The organism is Stenotrophomonas sp. STEN147 (assembly GCF_056757995.1).
In genome coordinates this window covers 42,062-66,040 of record NZ_JBRRCG010000006.1, presented here as the reverse complement: position 1 = coordinate 66,040, position 23,979 = coordinate 42,062, and the positions used below count along the sequence as shown (strand labels likewise).

The 23,979-nt window shown below is 67.3% G+C and carries 21 protein-coding genes; 16 read left to right on the top strand and 5 right to left on the bottom strand.

Features of this window, described 5'->3' with window-relative positions:
- Positions 1–12 precede the first annotated feature (12 nt).
- Both ACVOKU_RS08450 and ppsA read right to left on the bottom strand, forming a co-directional pair.
- Positions 13–906, bottom strand: a complete 894-nt coding sequence (locus ACVOKU_RS08450) for a mechanosensitive ion channel family protein (RefSeq protein WP_481559629.1) — start codon at positions 904–906, stop codon at positions 13–15.
- A 150-nt stretch (positions 907–1,056) separates the two neighbouring features.
- Positions 1,057–3,435: a phosphoenolpyruvate synthase gene (gene ppsA / locus ACVOKU_RS08445; RefSeq protein ID WP_481559628.1), complete on the bottom strand. Its 2,379-nt coding sequence runs from the start codon at positions 3,433–3,435 to the stop codon at positions 1,057–1,059.
- Positions 3,436–3,580: 145 nt separating this feature from the next.
- Between ppsA and ppsR the strand changes: the two genes are divergently transcribed.
- From ppsR to ACVOKU_RS08420, 5 genes are all read left to right on the top strand, one after another.
- Positions 3,581–4,402, top strand: a complete 822-nt coding sequence (gene ppsR / locus ACVOKU_RS08440; protein WP_053517875.1) for a posphoenolpyruvate synthetase regulatory kinase/phosphorylase PpsR — start codon at positions 3,581–3,583, stop codon at positions 4,400–4,402.
- Between the two features lie 177 nt (positions 4,403–4,579).
- Positions 4,580–5,092: a DUF1249 domain-containing protein gene (locus tag ACVOKU_RS08435; RefSeq protein ID WP_481559627.1), complete on the top strand. Its 513-nt coding sequence runs from the start codon at positions 4,580–4,582 to the stop codon at positions 5,090–5,092.
- 40 nt (positions 5,093–5,132) lie between these two features.
- A complete protein-coding gene (locus ACVOKU_RS08430) occupies positions 5,133–5,621 on the top strand; it encodes an NUDIX hydrolase (protein WP_053517878.1) in 489 nt (162 codons plus the stop codon).
- 93 nt (positions 5,622–5,714) lie between these two features.
- Positions 5,715–6,344 (top strand): DUF2239 family protein, encoded by a 630-nt coding sequence (locus ACVOKU_RS08425; protein ID WP_481559626.1) that lies wholly within the window; start codon positions 5,715–5,717, stop codon positions 6,342–6,344.
- Positions 6,345–6,459: 115 nt separating this feature from the next.
- Positions 6,460–7,821 (top strand): MATE family efflux transporter, encoded by a 1,362-nt coding sequence (locus ACVOKU_RS08420; protein ID WP_481559625.1) that lies wholly within the window; start codon positions 6,460–6,462, stop codon positions 7,819–7,821.
- Between the two features lie 99 nt (positions 7,822–7,920).
- On the opposite strand, the gene ACVOKU_RS08415 is transcribed toward ACVOKU_RS08420, so the two are convergent.
- Entirely contained in the window at positions 7,921–8,571 is a 651-nt protein-coding gene (locus ACVOKU_RS08415; RefSeq protein WP_481559624.1) for a class I SAM-dependent methyltransferase, read from the bottom strand.
- Between the two features lie 343 nt (positions 8,572–8,914).
- Here ACVOKU_RS08415 and ACVOKU_RS08410 point away from each other — a divergent pair, with 343 nt between their 5' ends.
- The 10 genes from ACVOKU_RS08410 (at position 8,915) to ACVOKU_RS08365 (ending at position 19,110) form a co-directional block, all read left to right on the top strand.
- Complete coding sequence (locus ACVOKU_RS08410; RefSeq protein WP_053517884.1) at positions 8,915–9,529, top strand: CDP-alcohol phosphatidyltransferase family protein; 615 nt, start codon at positions 8,915–8,917, stop codon at positions 9,527–9,529.
- A gap of 22 nt (positions 9,530–9,551) precedes the next feature.
- Positions 9,552–10,643, top strand: coding sequence for a class III poly(R)-hydroxyalkanoic acid synthase subunit PhaE (gene phaE / locus ACVOKU_RS08405; RefSeq protein WP_481559623.1), 1,092 nt, complete (start codon positions 9,552–9,554; stop codon positions 10,641–10,643).
- Between the two features lie 3 nt (positions 10,644–10,646).
- Complete coding sequence (phaC, locus tag ACVOKU_RS08400) at positions 10,647–11,720, top strand: class III poly(R)-hydroxyalkanoic acid synthase subunit PhaC (RefSeq protein WP_481559622.1); 1,074 nt, start codon at positions 10,647–10,649, stop codon at positions 11,718–11,720.
- Between the two features lie 32 nt (positions 11,721–11,752).
- Complete coding sequence (locus ACVOKU_RS08395) at positions 11,753–12,124, top strand: YfeK family protein (protein ID WP_312551313.1); 372 nt, start codon at positions 11,753–11,755, stop codon at positions 12,122–12,124.
- A gap of 63 nt (positions 12,125–12,187) precedes the next feature.
- Positions 12,188–12,391 carry a PspC domain-containing protein gene (locus ACVOKU_RS08390; RefSeq protein ID WP_481559621.1) on the top strand — a complete coding sequence of 68 codons (204 nt, stop codon included), beginning with the start codon at positions 12,188–12,190 and terminating at the stop codon, positions 12,389–12,391.
- Positions 12,392–12,402: 11 nt separating this feature from the next.
- Positions 12,403–12,840, top strand: coding sequence for a hypothetical protein (locus ACVOKU_RS08385; RefSeq protein ID WP_481559697.1), 438 nt, complete (start codon positions 12,403–12,405; stop codon positions 12,838–12,840).
- Between the two features lie 761 nt (positions 12,841–13,601).
- A complete protein-coding gene (locus ACVOKU_RS08380; protein ID WP_005410085.1) occupies positions 13,602–13,817 on the top strand; it encodes a hypothetical protein in 216 nt (71 codons plus the stop codon).
- 205 nt (positions 13,818–14,022) lie between these two features.
- Positions 14,023–16,404, top strand: a complete 2,382-nt coding sequence (locus ACVOKU_RS08375) for a Tex family protein (RefSeq protein ID WP_481559620.1) — start codon at positions 14,023–14,025, stop codon at positions 16,402–16,404.
- A gap of 208 nt (positions 16,405–16,612) precedes the next feature.
- Positions 16,613–18,808 (top strand): PAS domain S-box protein, encoded by a 2,196-nt coding sequence (locus ACVOKU_RS08370; RefSeq protein WP_481559619.1) that lies wholly within the window; start codon positions 16,613–16,615, stop codon positions 18,806–18,808.
- A gap of 62 nt (positions 18,809–18,870) precedes the next feature.
- A complete protein-coding gene (locus ACVOKU_RS08365) occupies positions 18,871–19,110 on the top strand; it encodes a hypothetical protein (RefSeq protein WP_053517894.1) in 240 nt (79 codons plus the stop codon).
- Between the two features lie 9 nt (positions 19,111–19,119).
- Here ACVOKU_RS08365 and ACVOKU_RS08360 read toward each other — a convergent pair whose 3' ends face one another.
- Positions 19,120–20,208 carry a DUF5694 domain-containing protein gene (locus ACVOKU_RS08360; protein WP_481559618.1) on the bottom strand — a complete coding sequence of 363 codons (1,089 nt, stop codon included), beginning with the start codon at positions 20,206–20,208 and terminating at the stop codon, positions 19,120–19,122.
- A gap of 426 nt (positions 20,209–20,634) precedes the next feature.
- Between ACVOKU_RS08360 and ACVOKU_RS08355 the strand changes: the two genes are divergently transcribed.
- Positions 20,635–22,470, top strand: coding sequence for a methyl-accepting chemotaxis protein (locus ACVOKU_RS08355; protein ID WP_481559617.1), 1,836 nt, complete (start codon positions 20,635–20,637; stop codon positions 22,468–22,470).
- On the opposite strand, the gene ACVOKU_RS08350 is transcribed toward ACVOKU_RS08355, so the two are convergent.
- Positions 22,467–23,903: a GGDEF domain-containing protein gene (locus tag ACVOKU_RS08350; protein WP_481559616.1), complete on the bottom strand. Its 1,437-nt coding sequence runs from the start codon at positions 23,901–23,903 to the stop codon at positions 22,467–22,469. The two genes, ACVOKU_RS08355 and ACVOKU_RS08350, sit on opposite strands and share 4 nt — an antisense overlap.
- Positions 23,904–23,979: the final 76 nt, after the last annotated feature.

Sequence of the window (23,979 nt, the reverse complement as noted above, 5' to 3'; positions counted from 1 at the left end):
CGAGCGCGGCGTTCAGGGCGTATCGCGCACCAGTGCGTCGGCCTCGACCACGCCACCGTCCTTGCCGTGCAGGTACAGATGCATGTCCTGCTGCGGGTAAGGAATGTTGATGCCAGCCTTGTCGTAGCCCAGCTTGATCTGCTCGAGCAGCGTCACCTTGGTGCCGAACCAGTCGGCCGACTTCACATAGCAGCGGATGCCCAGATTGATCGCGTGCGCGCCCAGCTCGTAGACCACCACGTCCGGCACCGGCGTCTGCAGTACGCGCGGGTCGGCCTTCATCAGCGCGAGGGCGGTATCGCGCGCCAGCTGGATGTCGTCGTCGTAGCCGATGCCGACCACCAGCTCGACGCGACGGGTCGGTTCGGCCGTGAGGTTGATGATCGGCGCCGCGGTGATCAGGGTGTTCGGGATGGTGGTGTGCTGGTTGTCAGCGCCGGTGATGACGGTCTGGAAAATGCGCACTTCGCGTACCGTGCCGGTCTGGCCGGCGACCGTCACCACATCGCCCACGCGGAACGGGCGCAGGGTCACCAGCATCACACCTGAAGCGATGTTGGACAGCGAATCCTTCAGCGCCAGGCCGACGGCCAGGCCTGCAGTACCGAGCACGGCCAGCAGCGGGGTGATCTTTACGCCCAGCGTGCCGATGGCCAGCACCACCACGATCACCAGCGACGCCGCATACACCATGTTGCGCAGGAAGCTGCCCAGCATCGGGTCGGCGCCCATTCGCGCGGTCGCGCGCGGCATCGCGTTGGACAGGCGGCGTGCCACCCACAGGCCGACCAGCAGCACCACGATGGCGGCCAGCAGGGGCACGCCATAGGTTTCCAGCAGTCGCTCCCAGTTCAAGGTGTGGAACCAGGAGGATGTGGCGGGCGTAGCGGGTGCGGCGGCGATCATGCGGGTAGTCCTCTGCTGCGGAAGTGGGCTGCCTAGGGCAGGGCGTGCGCGCACGCCAGAAACAGCAAGCCCCGCAGAGGCGGGGCTTGCATGCAGCAGCAGTATGGGCATACGTCGATGAAAACGACGTCAGCCTGCAGCTTCAACGCATCATGCGTTGGCCTTCAACTTGGCCAGGCGCAGCCAGGTATCGACCACGGTGTCCGGGTTCAGCGACACCGACTCAATGCCTTCCTGCATCAGCCATTCGGCCAGGTCCGGGTGATCGGACGGGCCCTGGCCACAGATGCCGACGTACTTGCCCTTGGCCCGTGCCGACTTGATCGCCATCGACAGCAGCTTCTTCACCGCCGGGTTACGTTCGTCGAACAGGTGGGCGACGATCGACGAGTCGCGGTCCAGGCCCAGGCTGAGCTGGGTCAGGTCGTTGGAGCCGATCGAGAAGCCGTCGAAGATCTCCAGGAACTCATCGGCGAGCAGTGCGTTGGACGGCACTTCGCACATCATGATGATCTTCAGGCCGTTCTCGCCCTGCTTCAGGCCGTTCTGGGCGAGGACTTCCACCACCTTGCGGCCTTCTTCCAGGGTGCGCACGAACGGAATCATGACCCACAGGTTGTCCAGGCCCATTTCGTTGCGCACGCGCAGTACGGCCTTGCACTCCAGCGCGAAGGCGGCCGAGAAGCTCGGATCGACATAACGGCTGGCGCCGCGGAAGCCGATCATCGGGTTCTCTTCGTGCGGCTCGTAGTTGCTGCCGCCGATCAGGTTGGCGTACTCGTTGGACTTGAAGTCCGACAGGCGCACGATCACCGGGTTCGGCGCGACCGACGCGGTGAGGGTGGCGATGCCCTCGGCCAGGCGGTCCACGTAGAAGCTGACCGGGTCACCGTAGCCGGCGATCTTCTCGTCGATCTTCTTCTTCGTTGCCGCGTCCTGGCGGTCGTACTCCAGCAGCGCGTTCGGATGGATGCCGATGTGGCTGGCGATGATCATTTCCAGGCGCGCCAGGCCGATGCCGGCGTTCGGCAGCTGGCCGAAGTCGAAGGCACGTTCCGGGTTGGCCACGTTCATCATGATCTTCAGCGGAGCCGGCGGCATGTTGCCCAGATCGGTGGTGGTGCGCTCAAAGCCGAGCTTGCCTTCGTAGATGAAGCCGGTATCGCCTTCAGCGCAGCTGACGGTGACCAGCTGGCCGTCTTCGATGACCTTGGTGGCGTTGCCCGAGCCGACCACGGCCGGTACGCCCAGCTCGCGGGCGATGATCGCGGCGTGGCAGGTACGGCCACCGCGGTTGGTGACGATGGCCGAAGCGCGCTTCATCACCGGCTCCCAATCGGGATCGGTCATGTCGGCAATCAGCACGTCGCCCGGCTGCACGCGGTTCATGTCGTCCAGCGTCTTCACCACACGGGCCACGCCCGAACCGATCTTGGCGCCCACGGCACGGCCTTCGGCCAGCACGTTCCCGCCCTTCTCGGTCAGCGCGAAGCGCTCGATCTGGGTGGCGTGGCTGCGCGACTTCACGGTCTCCGGGCGCGCCTGCACGATGAACAGCTTGCCGCTGACACCGTCCTTGGCCCACTCGATATCCATCGGGCGGCCGTAGTGCTTTTCGATCACCAGCGCCTGCTTGGCCAGTTCCTGCACGTCCTCGTCGCTGATCGAGAAGGTGTTGCGCAGTTCGGCCGGAGTGTCCTCGATCCTGACGCGCTCGCCGGGAACGTCCGAATACACCATGCGGATCGCCTTGCTGCCGAGCGAGCGGCGCAGGATCGCCGGCTTGCCGGCCTGCAGGGTGGGCTTGTAGACGTAGTACTCGTCCGGGTTGACCGCGCCCTGCACGACCATTTCGCCCAGGCCGAAGGACGAGGTGACGAACACCACGTCGCGGAAGCCCGATTCGGTATCCAGGGTGAACAGCACGCCGGAGGAACCCACGCCCGAGCGCACCATCAGCTGCACGCCGGCGGACAGGAACACGTCCTCATGCTTGAAGCCGTGGTGCACGCGGTAGGCGATGGCGCGGTCGTTGTACAGCGAAGCGAACACTTCCTTGACCTTGTGCACGACATCGTCGGCACCGGTGACGTTGAGGAAGGTTTCCTGCTGGCCGGCAAAGGAGGCATCCGGCAGGTCTTCGGCGGTCGCCGAGGAGCGCACCGCCACGGCCACGTCGCCGCCACCGTTCTCGTTGCTCAGCTGCGCATAGGCGGCGCGGATGTCCTGGTCCAGCTGCGGCTGCAGCGGGGCATCGATCACCCAGCCGCGGATTTCCTTGCCGGCCGCGGTCAGCGCGGTAACGTCCTCGACGTCCAGCGTGGCCAGCTTGTCGAAGATGCGCTTGGACAGATCGTTGTGCGCGATGAAGTCCTTGAAGGCTTCAGCGGTGGTGGCATAACCGCCTGGCACCGACACGCCCAGACCGGCCAGATTGCCGATCATCTCGCCCAGCGACGAATTCTTGCCGCCTACGCGGGCCAGGTCGGCCAGACGCAGTTCGTGCAACCACAGGATGTTCTCGTTCAAGCGCGATGCTCCGTTTGGCCATCGCCCGAGGCGGGCTGTAATGGCCGCGTCCGTAGGAAGAAGCCGATATGATGCCGGGCAGAGTACCGTCGGCACAAGCTTGTGCTGGCGGCCTTTTTAGGCTTCGTAGGGGGTAAAAGCGCGCATGTCGACCATCCGCCCGGTGTTCTATGTTTCCGATGGAACCGGTATCACCGCTGAAACCATTGGACATAGCCTGCTGACCCAGTTCTCCGGGTTCAGCTTCATTACCGATCGCATGTCGTTCGTCGATGACCCCGAAAAGGCCCGTGAAGCCTGTGCCCGGATCCAGGCGGCGGGGGAGCGCTACCAGGTCCGGCCGATCGTGGTGAACTCCTGCGTGGACCAGAGCCTGAGCCTGATCCTGGCCGACAGCGGGGCACTGATGCTGGACGTATTCGCACCGTTCATCGAGCCGCTGGAGCGGGAACTGTCCAGCCCGCGCCTGGCCCGGGTCGGCCAGGCCCACGGCATGGTCGATTTCGACACCTACCACCGCCGCATCAATGCGATGAACTTCGCCTTGACCCACGACGACGGCATCGCGGTGAACTACGACGATGCCGACGTGATCCTGGTGGCGGTGTCGCGGGCCGGCAAGACCCCGACCTGCATCTACCTGGCCCTGCACTACGGTGTGCGCGCGGCCAACTACCCGCTGACCGATGAAGACCTGGAAAGCGACCGCCTGCCGGCGCGGCTGCGCAACTACCGGCGCAAGCTGTTCGGCCTGACCATCGACCCGGACAGGCTGCAGCAGATCCGCCAGGAGCGCCGGCCGAACTCGCGCTACGCCAATCTGGAAACCTGCCGGCGCGAGGTGGCTGCGGCCGAGACCATGTTTCGCATGGAGAGGATTCCGACCCTGAGCACCACGCACACCTCCATCGAGGAAATCTCCAGCAAGGTGCTGGGCACGCTGGGGCTGCAGCGCGAAATGTACTGATCCTGTCCCGGCGGCGCCGGCGATGCCGGGCCACGCTTGATGGCTGCGCTGCGTGCTCGCCGGGCATGGCCCGGCGCTACCCGTCGGCGCGTGGCTGCACAGGGACGATCGCGGCCGGTGGGTTGGCTGCGGCTTGAACCGCCCCCACGTTGAACCACCAACGTGTAGGATCGACCCATGGCCCGAGCCTTGCCCCGTACCGAACGCATTCCCCGCCTGAGCCGGCTGAGCTGGCTCATGGGCCTGTATGCGGAAAACTACCGGCATCTGGTGCGCCTGTTCGCACCGGCCGAGCTGGTTGCGGGCAGCTACATCTCTTCGGTGGGTGATGGCCTGGATGTGCGCCTGGATGTGATCGAGTGCCATCGCTACACCGTCGAACTGCGCCTGACCTACGACCTGGCCGACCCGGTGACCGGCGAGCCGGACCCGTCGGCCTATGTGCGCCTGTACCGCGACGCACGCCAGGCTGAAACCACCCATTGCTACGTCGGCCGCCGCTGGCAGGACACCATGGGCCTGTATCCGCCGCCGGCCGAACTGATCAGCCATCGCATGCGGATGAACACCTTCCTCGGCAAGTGGCTGGAATACCTGGCCGAGCGTGGCCATGGCGTGGCCACCCTGCGCCGCGATCCGGACGGCAGCGCGGCAGTCGATGGCGAGCGTCGCCTGTCGCTGGTGCGTTGATCGGCCATAATCCGGGGCTGACCCGCCGCCGGATGCCGCCATGCCGTATACCCCGATCGTCGCCACCCTGGGCTATGTGCTTTCGCCCGACGGGCGCCAGGTGCTGATGATCCATCGCAATACCCGCCCCGGCGACCACCATCTGGGCAAGTACAACGGCCTGGGGGGCAAGATCGAGCCGAGCGAGGACGTGGCAGCCGGCATGCGCCGCGAAATCGCAGAGGAAGCCGGCATCGCGTGCACCTCGATGCGCCTGCGCGGCACCATCAGCTGGCCGGGTTTCGGCAAGCACGGTGAGGACTGGTTCGGGTTCGTGTTCGTGATCGACGGCTTTGAAGGTAGCCCGCATGGCGGCAACCATGAGGGCACGTTGGAGTGGGTGGACCTGGACAAGCTCGACACGCTGCCGATGTGGGAGGGCGACCGCAATTTCCTGCCGCTGGTGTTCGATGCGGACCCGCGCCCATTCCACGGGGTGATGCCCTACAAGGACGGACGCATGCAGAGCTGGTCGTTCAGCCGGCTGTGAATCGCATCAAGGCAGCGCTGATTAATACCCGGGGAATATTGACGCCATAAAATTGCCCGGGTAATATTTCCGCATCGCCCCGGTGCCCGTGCCATGTCCAATGCTCCCCTTCCGCCGTTCAGCTGCTTCGACGGTCATCGACTTGTCGCTTCCGGTACGCCGGACGTCGCCGCGCTGGCACTCAGGCAGCTGCGTGCCGATGCGGCTGCCGGCCCGCTGCTGGTGTTCGACAACGCCACCGGCCTGACCCGGGATTTCGACACGCGTGGCAGCGTCGCGCAGCTGCTGGCGCGTATCGCCCAGGCCTTCCCGGCATCACACCCGGACGCCGATGTGCAGACGGCGGCCACCGATGAACCGGTGGCGCGCGGGCGCGGGCGACCGAAACTGGGCGTGGTTGCACGCGAGGTCACGCTGCTGCCGCGTCATTGGACCTGGCTGGCCGGACAGCCGGGCGGCGCCTCGGTGGCGCTGCGGCGGCTGGTGGAAGCGGCCAGCCGGACCGGTGCCGATCTGGACCGGCAGCGCCGCAACGCCGAACGCGCGTATCACTTCCTGCAGACCATCGGCGGCGATCTGCCCGGCTTCGAGGAAGCCACGCGTGCGTTGTTCGCGCATGACCGCACGCGCCTGCAGGCCGTGCTGGAAAGCTGGCCCGTCGACGTACGCAGTCACGCTTTGCGCCTGGCCTTCGACGAACCTGCCGGCAGCACCGACGACTGACCTGCCGCCCCGCAGATGCAAGCGGCCGCGCTGACCGCGGGCCATCGCTCCTCCCACCTGCGTTTCCTGCTGGCCCCTTGGCCGGGCAGGGCAACGCCTTGCCGATGGAATGCCCATGAATCCCACATCACTGTCCGCACCGCCTGTGGCGCCCTCCCTGTGGCGCGCCTATCTCGGGTTGTTGCTGCCGATGCTGTTGACCAACGCCCTGCAGCTGGCGTCTGGAACGCTTGACAACGTCTACCTCGGCCACCTGCTCGGTGCGCATGCAGTGGCCGCGGCGGCAGCGGTGTTTCCGATGTTCTTCCTGTTGCTGGCCCTGGCGATGGGCCTGGCTACGGGCGCCACGGTGCTGATCGGGCAGGCGTGGGGCTGCGGCGATGTGGTGCGGGTGCGGCGGGTCGCCGGAACGGCGGTCGCGCTGATGCTGGCGGTGTCGTTGCTGGTGATGGTGGTCGGCAACCTGTTCGCACCGCAGCTGCTGCAGGCGCTCGGCACACCGGCGCCGATCCTGGGTGAGGCCATCGCCTACGCGCGCATCATGCTGGGCGGCGTACCGGTGATCTTCCTGCTCTGGCTGGCAACGTCGGTCAGCCGCGCGGTGGGCGATGCGATGTCGCCGCTGCACGCGTTGCTGATCGCCACCTTGATCGGCCTGCTGTGTACACCCTTGCTGATTGTCGGTGCTGCAGGCCTGCCGAGGATGGGAGCAGCCAGCGCCGCATTCTCCGCGGTGCTGGCTTCCACGCTGGCGTTGGCCTGGCTGTTGTGGCGCTGGCGCCGACAGGGGCATCCGCTGGCACCCGACCGTGATCTGCTGCGTGCGGTGCGCGTGGATGCGGGCACGGCGCGATCGATGCTGAGGATCGGGGTGCCGTCGTCGCTGCAGATGCTCAGCCTGGCCGTTGCCGAAATCGTACTGCTGGGCTGGATCAACCGGCACGGGTACCTGGCGACCGCCGCCTATGGCGCGGTCAACCAGCTGATGAGCTGGGTGCAGCTGCCGGCGATGTCGCTGGGCATCACCGCCACCGTACTGGCTGCGCACGCGATGGGCGCAGGGCGCGCGGCCCGGCTGCCTGCGATCGCCCGCACCGGTGCGTGGCTGGGGGGCGGGCTGCTGGCCGCGGTGGTGGGGCTGGTGATGCTGTCGGCACCATGGCTGGTCGGCCTGATCCTGGACGCACCGGACGTACGCGCGCTGGCGACAGCGCAGCTGCGCACGGTGGCCTGGGGTGTGCTGGCGATGGGCGGCGCTTCGGTGCTGGTCGGCGTGATGCGCGGCAGCGGCACGGTCGTGTGGCCGGCGCTGCTCGGAATGGCGGCCATCGTGCTGCTGGAACTGCCGCTGGCGGCCTGGCTGCATGCGCGGCATGGCCTGGCGGGACTGTGGTGGGCCTGGCCGCTGGGACTGGTGATGATGCTGGTGCTGCAGCTGTTCTGCTTCGCCGGTTGGCGGCGCCGGATTGCCGGCTGAGCGCCTGGGGCGCCTGGCCGCTGCGCTCGCCGGGCACGGCCCGGCGCTACCGGGCCGGCATCCTTGAGGTAGCGCCGGGCCATCCCCGACGGAAAACGATCACTGCCGGTGCGCCAGCAGCAGATGGAAGTGCTTCTCGCGCTGCTGGCCATCGTTGCCTTCCGCGGTTTCACGGTGTGCCCGCCAGGCCGAAACACGGAAGCCCGAGATCCGCAGCGCGCGTTCCACCGCCTCCAGTTCGTGCAGGTGGAAGGTCGAGGCAAACGGCAGGCCGCGCATGAAGGTGGCATCGCCGAACGCCAGGCACAGGCGCCCGCCAGGGCGCAGCACCCGCGCCAGTTCGTCCAGCACCGGTGCCAGGTTTGGCCAGAAGTAGAGGGTGTTTACGCTCAGCGCCGCGTCCATGCAGGCATCGGTCACGGGCAGGGCGTGGGCGTCGCCATGGCGCAACGCCGCGCGGTCACCCAGGCCGGCCGAGGCCAGTCGCTGGTTGCCGGCCGCAACCATGGCGGTGGACAACTCGATACCGAGGTAGCGGCTGTTGGCCGCCTGCAGCAGCAGGGGCGCGAACGCGCCATTGCCCGGGCCGATTTCCAGCACGCTCTCGCCTGCAGCGGTCGCGAGCAGGCGGATGGCGGCCTGGTTGAGCCCGCCATTGCTGCGGTTCATCGCGTCGGCCACGTCCAGGGCGTGGTCGCCATGGGGCATCCGCAGTTGAGCGGCCAGGGTGGCTGCGTCCAGCATCGGCATCGTCCGGTGAGGGGATCAGGACGTGGCGGCGGCGGGTCCGCCGCTGACCATAGCGCCAGAGAGCCGGCTTGGGAAGGGCGGAAACCCCGCCAGAAGTGATGAGCAAATGTCCACCGTCGCAGTCGGTGAGAACGGGTTGTCCACAGGGGGTGTGGATTACGCGTGGGCAACTTTGTGGATAAGCCTCGACAGGCGCCACCCCCCTAGGCTGTCAAGATGGGTGGCGAAAAATTCACCGCTGGTGACGATGCGTGAGCGACCGGTGAAGGCGGAACGCGGGCCGTGCTGTCGCCAGCGGCTGCGCTCGCGGTAACCTGTGGCCCTTGATGCCCCGTGAGACTTCATGAAACGTCACTTCTCGATGCTGCGCGAGTTCCAGCTGGCGGACTGGTTCACCCTGGCCAACGCCTTCTGCGGCACCGGCGCGGTGTTCGCCGCCATGCGCTTCCTGCAGGATGGCGAGCGTGGCTACCTGCTGTTCGGCATGGCGTTGATCCCGCTGGCCTTCATCTTCGACGCGCTGGACGGCCGCATCGCGCGCTGGCGCAAATCCAGTTCGACGCTGGGCCGCGAGCTGGATTCGCTGTCTGACGTGATCTCCTTCGGCGTGGCCCCGGCCGCGCTGGCCTATGCCTGTGGCATGCAGGGCGGGTGGGACTGGCTGGTGCTGAGCTACTTCGTCTGCTGTGGCGTCAGCCGCCTGGCCCGCTACAACGTGACTGCCGAGGCGCTGGCCGGCGACGAGGGCAAGGTGAAGTTTTTCGAGGGCACCCCGATCCCGACCAGCCTGGTGCTGGTGATCGTGCTGGCCATCGCGGCGGGTACCGACGCAATCGGCCCGGACATCTGGCTTGGCCAATGGCAGCTGGGTCCGTGGCAGTTGCATCCGATGGTGCTGCTGTTCGCCCTGTCCGGGTCGCTGATGATCAGCAAGACCCTGCGTATTCCCAAGCCATGACGGCATCCTGCGGAGGCCTGCGATGACCAGTTCGGCCCATGACGCCGGCAGCAGCGATTTCGAGACGCTGGCCCGGCAGTATTTCGGGGCTTGGGGCGATGCCCTGCGCCATGCCTCCGCCGCTGGTGCGCCGGGCAGCGGCGATGCGGGCAGCTGGCAGCGCCTGTTTGACGGCTGGAGCCAGATGCTGCCCGAGCAGGGGCCGGGTGCGCCGGAGGACGCGGTGCGCCGGTTCCGCGAGCAGGCGGGCAGCTGGTACGGCACGATGCAGGAGGTCGCCAGCCGCTTCGCCGGTCGCGATGCCAGCAGCGCAGAAGTGGCACAGGCCTGGCGTGAGGCAGTGCAGGGCCAGGGGGATGGCCTGCTGCAATGGATGCTGCAGGGCGCGCGCGGCAGCACCCAGGCCGGCGGTTCGTTGCCGGAGTTCGCCAACTGGCTGCAGCAATGGCAGCTGCAGGCGGGCCCGTGGCTGCAGAGCCCCGCCTTCGGTCCCGGCCGTGAACACCAGGCGCGCTGGCAGGCCCTGCTGCGCGCGCAGGAGGATTACCAGCAGCAGTCACGCGCCTATGTCGAACAGATCCGGCAGGCGCTGGACGAGGCCTTCGAGCTGTTCGAGCAGCGGCTGGCCCAGCATGAGCAGCCCGGCAGCCAGTTGACCAGCGCGCGGGCGATGTTCGACCTGTGGATCGAGGCGGCCGAAGAGGCTTACGCCAAGGTGGCCCTGTCCGAGCCGTTCCAGCAGGTCTACGCCGCCCTCGGCAACGCACAGATGCGCCTGCGCGCTGGGCTGCAGCGTGAGGTGGAGCAGGTGAGTGAGCGGATCGGCCTGCCGACCCGTTCCGAAATGGATGCCGCGCACCGTCGCATTGCCGAGCTGGAGCGCAGCCTGCGTCGCCTGCAGGCGCAGGTGACGGTGCTGGCGGGCACGGCGACGGTGGATCCGGCCGCACAGCCGGCCCCGGCCAGGGTGAAGCCTGGCACTCGCAGGGCGGCCGCGAAGAAGGCGGCGCCAACGCCTAAGGCGGCAGTCAAGAAGGCGACAGTCAAGAAGGCCACTGCAAAGCGTGCGCCAGCCAGGAAGGCGACATCCCGTACTTCCTCGCGGAAAACATGACCGATGAAGGGACCTCTGGGCTTCAATGCCGATGACCTGATGCAGGAGACCCTGGCCATGCAGCGCAAGCTGATGGAAGGGCTGAAGCTGCTGCCACAGGTGGAAGATGTCGATTACGGGGTGACCGCCCGCGAGGAAGTCTGGCGTGATGGCAAGGTGGTGCTCTATCGCTTCGTCGGCGAACAGGCACCGACCCGGCGGACACCACTGCTGATCGTCTACGCACTGGTCAACCGCCCCTACATGGTCGACCTGCAGGCCGATCGCTCGCTGGTGCAGAAGCTGCTGGCACTGGGGCAGGATGTGTACGTGCTGGACTGGGGCTACCCGGATCGATCCGAGCGGTTCCAGACGCTGGAGGACTACCTGCTGCGTTACATCGAGGGCGCGGTGGATGCCCTGCGCGCGCGCAGCGGCGGCCCGGTGGACCTGCTGGGCATCTGCCAGGGCGGTGTGTTCGCGCTGTGCTATGCAGCGTTGCGCCGGCAGAAGCTGGGCAAGCTGATCACCATGGTGACGCCCGTTGATTTCCACACCGCCGACAACATGCTCTCGCACTGGGCGCGGCAGGTGGACGTGGACCTGCTGGTGGACACGCTGGGCAACATCCCGGCCGACCTGATGAATGCCAGTTACCTGATGCTCAAGCCGTTCCGCCTGAACGTGCAGAAGTACGTGGGCCTGCTGGACATCCTCGATGACAAGGCCGCGCTGGAGGATTTCCTGCGCATGGAGAAATGGATCTTCGATTCGCCGGATCTGGCGGGCGAGGCGTTCCGCGACTTCATCAAGCAGTTCTACCAGGACAACGCGCTGGTGAACGGTACGGTGCGGATCGGCGAGGAAGCCGTGGATCTGTCGCAGGTGACCCTGCCCGTGCTGAACATCTATGCCGAACAGGACCATCTGGTGCCACCGGATGCGTCGCGCGCGATGCGGGGGCGCCTGGGCACGAAGGACTACACCGAGTCCAGTTTCCGCGGGGGGCATATTGGAATCTATGTGTCCGGACGGGCGCAGCGCGAAGTGCCGGCCACGATTGATGGCTGGTTGAAGGCCCGGGACGGGAAGGGCTAGTCTCAGGCGCCCTGGACGGGCTGGAGCCAACGATGCTGTCGCGCAAATCACTGCTGGTTGCAGCGCTGCTGCTGACCCCTGCATGGGCCCATGCCGCCCCGGGCCCCGTAGCGCGCGGCGAAATCGCGCAGCTGATCTCCAGCCTGGACGGGTCCCAGTGCCGTTTCCAGCGCAACGGCCGCTGGTACGACGGCAGCAGTGCGCGCGCGCACCTGCAGCGCAAGTACGACTACCTGCTGAAGAAGGATCTGGTGGACAGCGCCGAGCAGTTCATCGAACGCGCGGCCACCCAGAGCAGCATGAGCGGCAAGGCCTACCGCATCCAGTGCCCCGGGCAACCGGAGCAGGCGTCGGCCGCATGGTTCAGCGCCCGGCTGCAGGCACTGCGCCAACGCACGCCGTAGACAGGGGGCGGTGTAGAGTCGAGCCCTGTTCGACTGCGTTATGCACTCCCAGGAGGAACCGCCATGAGTACCGCGCCCCGCACGTTGTCGCGTTCGCTGAACGACCGGATGATCGCCGGGGTGATGGGCGGCATCGCGCATCGCTTCGGCTGGAATTCCACGCTGCTGCGGGTGGTCTTCGTAGTGGTGTCGCTGGCATCGGCGGCATTCCCCGGCATCCTGGTCTATCTGATCCTGTGGTTGCTGATTCCCAACGAGGCCGATTGAACCGTCCTGCCATGGTCCGGCCGATCTGGCTGCGTGCGTTGCAGGTGCTGGGCGCAGCCTGGACCGTCCCCAATTCGCTGATCGGCCTGGTCGGAGGCCTGGCCGGGCTGCTGGGCGGTGCGACGGTGCGCTGGAGCGGCCGTGACTGCGCGCTGGTGTTCGATCGCTGGCCGTGGGGGCCCGGCGGCGCGATCACCCTGGGCAACGTGATCCTGCATACCGGCCATGATCTGGCCATGCCGTGCCGGACCTATGCGCATCAGGCGGGGTGGGGGGCGGAGCCGCTGATCCGGCTGGATGACCATGAGCGCGCGCACGTCTACCAGTACCTGGTGCTGGGGCCGCTGTACCTGCCGGTGTACCTGCTGTGCGGCGGGGTGAGTGCGCGCAACCCGTTCGAGCGGGCGGCGGATCATTACGCCCGGTTCGGGCACGGCTGGTGGCCGTAGTCTGCAGCCAACGGCACAGCCCCTCGTGGGTAGCGAAGTGGGTTGCGGAAAGTCGGTCTACTGTGGGCTGGCCGGGTGGGTGGGACTGGCGGGGACGCCGTGAACCCGTCCTTGGGGGCTTAGCCGCGCCATCCATGGCGCGGATACCCCGCGACCCCAACCCGACCGCCCTCTGATAGAGGGCTGTGGCCTGCACCACCCACGGAAAAGAAGATAGAACAGCAGAAGCCGGTCGCCCGCTGCGCGTGCTTGTGTAGAGCCGAGCCTGCGCTCGGCTTCGTGGACTGACCTGAAAGCAGCCGAGCGTGGGCTCGGCTCTACAAAATGCAGCCGGCCAGGCTGCTTTTGCTTTTGATCTTCTTTTTCTTTTCCGCGGGTGAACGTGCCCGAAGAACTGTCAGTGGCCGGGCGGGGTGGGTTCGCGGGACCGTTGGCGCCATGGATGGCGCCATCGAGCCCCCAGGGATGGGTTTACGGCGTGTCCCGCGAACCCACCACGCCCGGCCCAATCACATGAAACGCGTTACACGACCGCCCGCGAGGGGCTGCGCCGTTGGCGGGAATTCCCTTGGAATTCGTTAGCTGGAAGTTAAAGATCCGTAAGCATTCTGCTGCGATCCCGCCGTCATCTGCATGCAACCGATCGTCATTAGCCTGCGTGACGTTCCAGTCAGGTACGACGCGGTAAGCTCCTCTCCGATGGGCTCGCAGCATCGCTCATCGAGTGCAGTACGCAGTAGCAATTTGGAGGAATACATCACATGGCAATCGTTCTCTATGTCGGTGGTAGCAAGGATGGCGAGAAGGGCGTGGTGCCCTATGGCTTCAGCAAATCGCGCGCCGACACCGCGCTGGGGCCGGAGTTCTACACCGAGCGGTTCATGGAACTGCAGGGTGTCGGCAAGGTCAGGCTGATGGCACTGGAAGGCATGCGTGACGAGATCGTCATGCAGCGCGCCGCCCGCCACTACCGCTGACCCTCGCAACACGCGGCAGGGCGCGCCCACCATCGCGCGCCCGCGCCGGCATCCCAGCCTCGGGCCAGTCCGAGCCCTCCCCGCCAGGATGCCGGCGTCCAGACCGGCAATGCCGCTGAACCTCGTCTGCTGTCAATGCCTTGTCCGGCTCCGTCGCGGATTGCCAGAATGGGGTCTTCCCGTAACGCGGCACAGACCTGAAGCAATGCACGACGCCAAGAACGCCCAGAGCGCGCTCGCCCAGCAGATCGCCCAGACCATCGCCGAGGAAATCGGTGCCCAGCCCAGCCAGGTGCGCGCCGCGGTCGGCCTGCTTGACGAAGGTGCCAGCGTTCCGTTCATCGCCCGCTACCGCAAGGAAGTGACCGGTGGCCTGGACGACACCCAGCTGCGCAATCTCGAAGTGCGCCTGACCTACCTGCGCGAACTGGAAGACCGCCGTGCGGCGGTGCTGGCCAGCATCGACGAGCAGGGCAAGCTCAGCGACGAACTGCGCAACGACATCCTCGCCGCCGATACCAAGAGCCGTCTGGAAGACCTGTACCTGCCCTACAAGCCCAAGCGCCGTACCCGCGCGCAGATTGCCCGCGAGGCCGGCCTGGGGCCGCTGGCCGATGGACTGCTTGCCGATCCGACGCAGGACCCGCAGGCCTTCGCGGCCAGCTTTGTCGATGCCGACAAGGGCGTGGCCGATACCAAGGCGGCGCTGGAGGGCGCGCGGGCGATCCTGATGGAGCGCTGGGGGGAAGATGCCGCGCTGGTGGGCGAACTGCGCACCTGGCTGGGCGAACACGGCGTGATCCGCGCCCGCGTGGCCGAGGGCAAGGAGACCGAGGGCGCCAAGTACCGCGACTATTTCGAGCACGCCGAAGCCTTGGCGAAAATTCCGTCGCATCGCCTGCTGGCGCTGTTCCGCGCGCGTCGCGAGGAGATCCTGTACCTGGAGCTGGACCCGGGCAGCGATGCCGAGGCAGGCCATCAGTACGCAGAAGGGCGCGTGGCCCGCAAGGCCGGCATCGCCGACCAGGGCCGTGCCGCCGACCGCTGGCTGCTCGATGCCTGCCGCCTGACCTGGCGTGCCAAGCTGCACATGCACCTGCTGCTGGACCTGTTCAACCAGGCCCGCGAAAAGGCCGAAGCGGACGCGATCACCGTGTTCGGTGACAACCTGAAGGATCTGCTGCTGGCTGCGCCGGCGGGCCCGAAGACCGTGCTCGGGCTGGATCCAGGCATCCGCACCGGCTGCAAGATCGCAGTGGTCGATGCCACCGGCAAGCTGGTCGCCACCGAGACGATCTATCCGCACGAGCCCCGGCGCCAGTGGGAGCAGTCGCTGCAGACGATCCGGCAGCTGTGTATCCGGCACAACGTGGAACTGATCGCGATCGGCAACGGAACCGCCAGCCGCGAGACCGACAAGCTGGCCGGCGAAGCGATCAAGGCGGTCGGCAACCCGAAGCTGCAGAAGGTGGTGGTCAGTGAGGCCGGTGCTTCGGTGTACTCGGCTTCCGAGCTCGCAGCCAGGGAGTTCCCGGACCTGGACGTTTCGCTGCGTGGCGCGGTGTCGATCGCGCGCCGCCTGCAGGATCCGCTGGCGGAGCTGGTCAAGATCGAACCGAAGGCCATCGGCGTGGGCCAGTATCAGCATGACGTCGATCAGTACCGCCTGGCGCGCGCGCTGGATGCACGCGTGGAGGACTGCGTGAACGCGGTCGGGGTGTACGTGAACACCGCCTCGGCCGCGCTGTTGTCGCGCGTGTCCGGCCTCTCGGCGACGGTGGCCGAGAACATCGTGCGCCATCGCGATGACAATGGTCCGTTCAAGCGCCGCAAGGACCTGCTGAAAGTCGCCCGGCTGGGTGAGAAGACCTTCGAGCAGTGTGCCGGCTTCCTGCGCATTGCCGACGGCGACGAGCCGCTGGACGCGTCGGCCGTGCATCCGGAAGCCTATCCGGTGGTCGAGCGCATCGTCGCCAGTACCCAGCGCCCGATCAAGGCGTTGATCGGCGATGGCAGCTTCCTGCGTGGGCTGAAGGCCGAGCAGTTCACCGATGCGACCTTCGGCGTGCCGACGGTGCGCGACATCCTCAGGGAGCTGGAAAAGCCCGGCCGTGACCCGCGCCCGGAGTTCAAGGCCGCACGTTTCGCCGAAGGCGTGGAGGACATCAAGGACCTGCGCGAGGGCATGGTGCTGGAAGGCGTGGTCAGCAACGTCGCCGCGTTTGGTGCCTTTGTCGATATCGGCGTGCACCAGGACGGCCTGATCCACATTTCGGCGCTCTCGGACACCTTCGTGAAGGACCCGCGCGACGTGGTCAAGGCTGGCGATATCGTCAAGGTGAAGGTGCTTGAGGTGGATGTGCCGCGCAAGCGCATCGCGCTGACCCGGCGCCTGGACGATACCCCCGGCCAGGCCACCAGTCGCCCCGGCAGCCGTGACGAGCGTGGTCAGGGCCCTCGGCGTGACGCTGGCGGGCCGGGCCGGAGCCCAGGGCGGGGCCAGGGCAACGGCGGTCGGCCCGCCCCCTCGGCAGCCCCGGCCAACAACGCACTGGCTGAAGCCTTCGCCCGCGCCAAGCGCAGTTGAGGAGCGTGTCCCCCGTCACGGTTGAACCGGGACGGGGGACTTGTCGATTTTCCCCGTGATTGCGCACACTTGCGCATCTGGGGAGGCGCGTGGCCGACCCGCTGTCGCTGGGGAGGACCATGACGCCAGCACGCCCCGTCCGATTCCGTGACAGCTGCAGCGGATTGCTGCGGCTCGCTCACGCCTGCGCGGGACGGAGAAGGGTTTGATGGCGGGTCAGGGCAACAACAGCAACGATCTGCTCGAACGCCGTCTGCATGCGCTGGCCGAGGAACGTCGGCGGCTTGCGATGATCATCGAAGGCACCGCTGCGGGCACCTGGGAGTGGAACGTGCAGACCGGCGAAATGCGGGTCAACGCGCGCTGGGCCGAGATCGTCGGCTACCGGCTGGAAGAGCTGGAGCCGATCTGCCAGAAGACCTTCGCGGCACTGGTGCATCCGGACGACATCGCGCTGTCAGACGCCGCGCTGCAGGAGCATTTCGACGGGCGCAGCGACAACTACGCCTGCCTGGTGCGCATGCGCCACAAGAACGGCCAGTGGATCTGGGTCCATGACCGTGGTCGCGTGTTCGAATGGGACGGTCAGGGGCGGCCGTTGTGGATGGCAGGTGCCCACGCCGACGTCACCGAGCTGCAGCAGGCACGACAGGACGCGGCCGAGAGCCGCCAGCGCCTGCAGTCGGTGGTGGACGCTTCCGACGACGTCGCGGTGATCGCGACCGATACCGATGGCACCATCACCCTGTTCAACACGGGGGCGCAGCGCCTGCTGGGTTACAGCGCCGCCGAGGTGGTCGGCCTACGGAGGCTCGATGCGTTTCATGAGCCGGATGAGCTGAAGGCCTGGCTGCAACCGCAGGCCGACTCGCAGGGTCACCTGCCGGACGTGTTCGAGGCCCTCAGTGCGCATGCCGAAGGGCAGACCTATTCGCGGCGATGGACGCTGCTGCGCAAGGATGGCCGGCAACGCCAGGTGCGGCTTTCGATCAGCCGCATGGACGGCGCCGATGGCGCGCGCATCGGCTATGTCGGCATGGCCATCGATATCACCGAGATCCTGCAGGCACGTGCGGAAGCACGCATGGCGGCGGAGAAGTTCGCAGGCGCCTTCACCTCGGCTGCGCTCGGCATGGCGCTGGTTTCGCTGGAAGGACGCTGGCTGGATGTCAATGACGCGCTGTGCCGCATCCTGGGCTATGCGCGCGAGGAGCTGCTGCAGGTCGATTTCCAGCGGCTGACCCATCCGGACGATCTGCAGGCCGACCTGGCCCTGGTGCAGGACCTGCTGGCAGGCCGGTGCAGCCATTACCACCTGGAGAAGCGCTTTCTCGATCGCAACGGCAGGGTGATCTGGACGCGGCTGTCGGTATCGCTGGTGCGCAACGAACGCGGTGAGCCGGTGCATTTCGTCTCGCAGATCCAGGACATCAGCGCACAACGCAGCAGTGAACAGCGCCTGTTTGAAAGCGAGCAGCGCAGCCGCATCACCCTCGATGCCGTCGCCGACCTGGTGCTGAGCGTCAGCCTGGAGGGCCGCATCGAATATGCCAATGCCGCTGCCGTGCGCATGCTGGCCGGCGACGGCGCACAGGCGCTGGCCGGCTACAGGGTGCAGGAGGTGCTGCAACTGACCACCGAGTACGCCCCCGGCTCGATGCTGGACGTGGCCGTACTGCTGGACCCGGAAAGCAACGCGGTCGACCTGCATGCCGACCTGCTGCTGCGGCTGGGCACGGCGACGGTGCCGGTGGATCTGACCCGCGCCTGGCTGCGCGACGATGAGGGCCATGTGCGCGGTGCGGTGTGGGTGCTGCGCGACGATACCCAGCAGCGTGCACGGCAGCGCGAAGCGCGCCAGCTGGCGGAGATCGATCCGCTGACCGAACTGAGCAACCGGCGGGGGTTCGAAGTCCATCTGCAGCAGGCCATCACCCGGGTCGAGCGGACAGGCCAGGCGGCATCGCTGATGTACATCGACCTGGACCGCTTCAAGCCGGTCAACGACACCTGGGGCCACCTGGCCGGCGATGCGGTGCTGTGGGCGGTGGCCAGCGTGCTGCGCCACGGCGTGCGCGATTCGGACGTGGTGGCCCGGCTGGGCGGGGACGAGTTCGCGGTGATCCTGTCCGGCTGCACGCCGCGCCGCGCGGCGCGGATCGGCGGCGAACTGCTGCAGACCCTGGCCAGTCTCTCCATTCCCTGGGACCAGCACCGCCTGCGGGTGGGCGCCAGCATCGGTATCGCACCGCTGCTGGGCGGCATGGGGGTGGACCAGGCCGTGGCTGCGGCCGATGCGCAGTGCTACAGGGCCAAGGCAATGGGACGCAACAACGTGCAGGTGCAGGGGGAAGCCGGCGAATGGCCGGCTGAGGGCGTGGACAGCGACGCCGGTGGCGGCTGATCTCAGTCTGTGAGAGGGCGGCCGCGAATACTGCGCGCACACCCACCCCGTTGGAGAGCGACATGCGTTTCTGGACCCCGGATGCCCTGCGTGCCTTCGCGCCGGCAATGGTCGGCTGGTGGCTGGCGGTAGCCGCCTGCCTGCGTTTGGAGCAACTGCACGGCGATGCCCGGGCGCAGGCGCTGCTGCCCACTCTGCAGGGCGGCGTGGTGGTGCTGCTGATGCTGACCCTGGGTGCCATCGTGGCCGCCTGCGTGCTGCTGTGGCGGTCGCGGCGCGGGGATGCGCCGGCACGCTGCTAGCCCTGGCGCTCAGTCCAGCACGCTGTTGGCATCAACCAGCCGCACGTCGTGCATCTGGTTGAGGTAGGCCTCGTAGTAGCCCTTGTGCGAGGCGCCGACGAGGGTCAGCATGCGGGTGCCCGGGTGCTGGCCCAGCACCTCGCGCATGTTGGCGACCATGCGCAGGTTGCGGGTTTCCCAGTAGCCGACGTAGTTGCGGCCGAAGCCTTCTGGCGATGGTTCGACCAGGGCCGCGCCGAAATCGCTGTTGTAGACCTGGGCGATGGTGTCGGGCGCGTTGTAGTTCCGATAGAGCGCCAGCAGGCCATCCGTGCTGCCGAGTTCGGCGTGCAGGGCCGTATCGGCGGCCCGTCGTGCCTTGCTGGCGGGATTGTTCCAGGCGTTCATGATGGCTTCGCCAGCCGCCTTCTCCAGTGCCGCAGGGGTGGGCGAATCAGCGGTGTGGTCATCGACTGCCCACAGGCGTTCCAGGCCCAGGCGTGCGGCAAGCTCGGCCGCGATCAGGCTGACTTCGTTGCGTCGCACGGCGCGTTTGTCGAGGAACTGCACCAGTTGCGGTGACAGGCTGTCTGCGGCGCGACGCTCCTGCGGCGGCAGGCGCAGCCACTGCACCAGCGCAGAGCCGTTCTCACCTGCGGCCAGGAACAGTGCGGCCAGCCGGCGACGCTGTGCGTGCGTCGGTGTGGCGGGCCATGCCGCCAGCACGCGATCGACTTCGGCATTGGCCGCTGGAACATCCAGACCGGTGGCGGCCTGGGCAGGTGCAGGATCGACGCAGTAACTTTCCACGCTCTCGGCATAGCGGGCGGGATTGCGGCGCATGAAATCGCATTGCAGTCCGGACAGGTTCTCCACCGCGATCGCCGTCGGCCGCCATGCCTGCAGGCGCTGCAGCAGCGGCTCCAGCATTGCCGGCTGGAAGGTCGGGGGCAGGCCGGACAGGTGCGGTGAGCCCAGCACCAGCACTTCGTTGACGCGGCCGGCGGGCGGGCCCTTGAGCTGTGCGGGATTGAAACTCGGCCGATAGCCTGCATCGGCGGCCAGCGCGCCGCTGCTGCACAGGCCGAGGGCGAAAAGAGCAGCCAGGCGTGAAAACATGCGATCTCCGTGTCGATGGACGGTCCGTGATGGGCGCATCCTTGCCTGTCCACCCCCTTGCCGACAGCCCCGTTGGTCATGGCAACCTTTTCGTTGCAGGCTGCATCGCGGGCGCCGTCAGGCGCTGCAGGGGGGGAGGGGGCTGGACAGGGCCTGCTGCGGAGGGGCCTAAAGCCCGGAACGGAGGTGCCGATAACCTCACTGGATCCCGCTCCCGTCACCCGCTGCAGGACCCCAGGCTGCCCCGTCGGGCGGCCCGCGCAGTGTGTTCCGCCGCTCCCGGATACCGATCGCACCCGCCCCCAGATGTTCTTGCCCGTTGCTCGAGAGGTGCCTGCCGGCACCTGTAGTCCAAGCAATTGATGTCGCCGTCGGGCATCCCGCCTGCCGGATCGCAACCGCTTACCGGACACCGAGGATCAGACAATGCTCACTCCAGGCCTTACGGCAGGCGCACAGGCGTCAGCCGAGCTGCACGCCCGTTGGTCGCCGTGGCGTTCCCTGCTGGGCGCGCTGGCGGGACCGCCTCGGCCCGGCAGTGTCGACAGCGACCGCGGCCACGCCGAACTGGCCGCCCAGGTGGCCGCACTGCATCGCGTGCAGGCGGTGATCGAATTCGATCTGGATGGCACCATCCTGCAGGCCAACGACAACTTCCTGCAGGCGGTGGGTTATCGTCTGGACGAAATCCAGGGCAGGCATCATTCGCTGTTCGTCGACCCCGATCAGGCGTCCGGCGCCGAGTATCGGGACTTCTGGGCCCGGCTGGGACGTGGCGAGTTCGACGCCGGGCAGTACCGACGGCTGGGCAAGGGCGGGCGCGAAATCTGGATCCAGGCGTCCTACAACCCGGTGCTGGACCCGCAGGGCCGGCCCTTCAAGGTCGTCAAGTTCGCGACCGACATCACCGCGCAGAAGCTGCAGGCCGCGGACTGGGCGGGGCAGCTTGCCGCCATCGACAAGTCGCAGGCGGTGATCGAGTTCAGCCTGGACGGGCACATTCTCTCGGCGAACGCCAACTTCCTCGCCGCCACCGGCTACAGCCTGGAAGAGGTGCGCGGCCAACACCATGCGCTGTTCGTGGAGCCCGAGCTTCGCGGCAGCCTCGAGTACCGCCGGTTCTGGGAAAAGCTCGGGCGCGGCGAGTACGACGCCGGGCAGTACCGGCGGCTCGGCAAGGGCGGCCGCGAGATCTGGATCCAGGCCTCCTACAACCCCATCCTGGATGGCAACGGCAGGCCCTTCAAGGTCGTCAAATACGCTACCGACATCACCGCGCAGGTGCATGAGAACCAGGCCATGCAGCGTGCGGTGGCGCAGACCCGGGAGGTCGTGGCGGCGGCCAAGCAGGGCGACCTGACCCGTACCGTCGCCATTGCCGACAAGAGTGGCCCCATCGCCGAGCTGTGCGATGGCGTCAACGCGCTGGTCGAAGCCATGGCGGGCATCATCGGCCAGATCAAGTTCGCTGCCGATACCATTGCGGTCGGCGCGACCGAAATCGCGCAGGGCAACAGCGACCTGTCGCAGCGCACCGAACAGCAGGCGGCCTCGCTGGAAGAAACCGCCGTGTCCATGAAGGGCCTGGCCGATACGGTGCAGCGCACGGCGGCCAATGCGCGCCAGGCAAGCCAGCTGGCCGGCGGCGCAGCGGAGGTGGCTGCGCGCGGCGGCAGCGTGGTGCACGAGGTGGTGGCGACGATGGCCTTGATCAACGCCTCCTCGCGTCGCATCGTCGACATCATCGGGGTGATTGACGGCATCGCATTCCAGACCAACATCCTGGCGTTGAACGCTGCCGTGGAGGCGGCGCGTGCCGGCGAGCACGGCCGTGGGTTCGCGGTCGTCGCCACCGAGATCCGCGAACTTTCGCAGCGCTCGGCCAGCGCCGCCAAGGAGATCAAGCAGCTGATCGACACATCGGTGGCCAATGTCGGTGCGGGTACTGCGCAGGTGGAAAGTGCTGGCCGCACGATGGACGAGATCGTGCTCAACGTGCGCAGGGTCAGTGACCTGGTCACCGAGATCAGCAGCGCCTCGCAGCAGCAGAGCGATGACATCCAGCAGATGAACCACGCGGTGGACCTGATCGACCAGGGAACCCAGCAGAACGCGGCGCTGGTCGAGGAAGCGTCTGCCGCGGCGCGCAGCATGGAAGAACAGTCGGCCCACCTGCTGCAGACCGTCGCCGGATTCCGTGTGCAGGGGGCGGCGGGCGGCGCTGCCCTGCAGCATGGCGTGCCGACCCTGCGCGTGGTCTAGGCGCGCAGGGCAGGGGTCGCTGTACGTTCCGGCAAAGCGTCGCCGCAGACGCAGTTGCGGCCCGCGCGCTTGGCCCGGTACAGGGCCTGGTCGGCACGTTCGACCACGCTGTCCGGGTCCTGCCGAGCATCGGCAGCCAACCATGCCACGCCGATGCTGACGGTCACGCTGGACGGGCCGGACGGCAGCGCGGCGTCTTCGACCGCCAGGCGGATGCGCTCGCCCATGGCCATTGCATGGGCCACGTCGGGGGAAGGCAGCGCAGCGATGAATTCCTCGCCGCCGTAGCGGGCGAGCAGGTCGTCACCGCGCTGCAGGCAGCCATCGATGATCGCGGCCACCGCCTGCAGGCGGCGATCGCCCTCCGGGTGCCCGTAGGTATCGTTGAGGCGCTTGAAGTGGTCGATGTCGATCATCAGCACCGCCAGGCCCAGGCCCTGGCGCCGCGCGCGCCGTTGGGCACCCGGCAGCGATTCATCGAAACTGCGGCGGTTGCCCAGCCCGGTCAGCGGGTCACGCCGGGCCAGCGCTGCCAGCTCGTCGCGCTGGCGCTGGATGTCCACCTGGCTCAGCACGCTGCGCAGTGCATAGCCCAGCATGGCGCCGATGAAGCCCACCGTCGCCATCGTCTGGTTCGTACGCGCCATCAGCAATGCAACCAGCATCAGCAGAAGCGGCAGCATCAACGGCACGCTGGCCTCGACGAAACGCCGCAGGTTGCGCGGTACAGGCGGCGCGGTCCTGCGCCGCGGACTGCCGGCGATCACCGCCAGCAGCAGGAACAGGCCGCTGATGAGCAGATCTCCCCATCCGCCGTCCGGGGTCTGCGGCCGATACCGGCTGACGTACTGTTCGATCAGGAAGTAGCCGAGCAGGAACAGGGTGAGGGTGCGGAAGAAGTCGCGGCGATCTGCGTTGTCCTCGGCCAGGTAGCGGATCACCGCGAAGCTGAACAGCAGGCTGTTCTGCGTGGTGCTGATGGGGTTCAGGCCATGTGTCCACAGCGCGGTATCCAGCTGCGCAGTCGATTGCGCATGCGTGTAGTACAGCAGCCAGAGCAGGCAGATGATCGACAGGTCGACGCTGCGGACATGGCGGTTCCTGCTGTCGGCGCTGGCGGCCACGTAGGTCAGCGGGATGCGATAGAACACGTACAGGATCAACGATGTCAGTGCGACCTGCGCCGGCCAGGCATCGGTGATGCCGGGAAACAGCAGTGGCAGCAGTGCGACCGGAAACAGGCTGACGGCGAAAGCGAAGGTCCGCCATTTGCAGGCGGCGTGGCTGTCACGCGCACGGCGCGCGCATGCCATGGCCGCCAGCAGCGGCGCGGCGCTCGACATCAGGAACGAACCCACCGGATCTCCAGGGCCTGCCAGGCCGACGACGAATGCATGCGTGACCAGAAAAAGCAGTGCTGCCGGCAACGTCATGCATTCCCCCGCCCCCAGGTACGGCCAGTCACGATAGGCAGATGCGCGTGCGCCTTGCAAGAATTCCGCGGCGTGG